This is a genomic window from Bacillus cereus group sp. N6 (assembly GCF_016483705.1).
GTDB classification, from domain to species: domain Bacteria; phylum Bacillota; class Bacilli; order Bacillales; family Bacillaceae_G; genus Bacillus_A; species Bacillus_A wiedmannii.
Genome location: NZ_JAEHBI010000216.1, coordinates 1 through 444 on the forward strand (window position 1 = coordinate 1; position 444 = coordinate 444).

The following is a 444-nucleotide window of genomic DNA, read 5'->3' on the forward strand; positions in this document are numbered from 1 at the left end:
AAACCAAGGCTTTCTTTAGAAAACACTTGGCAGCTTTCGCATCTCGTTTACGACTTAAATAAAAATCAATTGTGTTTTTTATGTTTACTTTCATTCAATACACCATCAGCTAGAAATTTAATACTGGCTCCTATACTTAAAGCAAATATTACTCCTCCTATTTTAGTCTGATAGAAATTAAATATAAATAATACAACAGAAAGTACAATACTTAAGATAGCAATTATATAATATTTATTCATAGACTGGCTCCTTTTATTGTAATTTTGAAAGAGTTTTATCTCGAATCTCATAGATATAATCACCTAGTTGATTTTTAAACTCTTCAATATGAGTAACAAATATTAAACTATTACCTCTTTCAAGAAATTTAGTAACTACTCAGCTTTTTCAGACAAAAAAGCAGGCCAAATACATGTTTCCGATTTGAAAACATGAAAAAAA

Annotated in this window: 1 pseudogene; it reads right to left on the bottom strand. The window is 27.5% G+C overall.

Features of this window, described 5'->3' with window-relative positions:
* A pseudogene (locus JDS99_RS31000) lies at positions 1–76 on the bottom strand (IS6 family transposase); the annotation flags it as partial.
* Between the last annotated feature and the right edge of the window lie 368 nt (positions 77–444).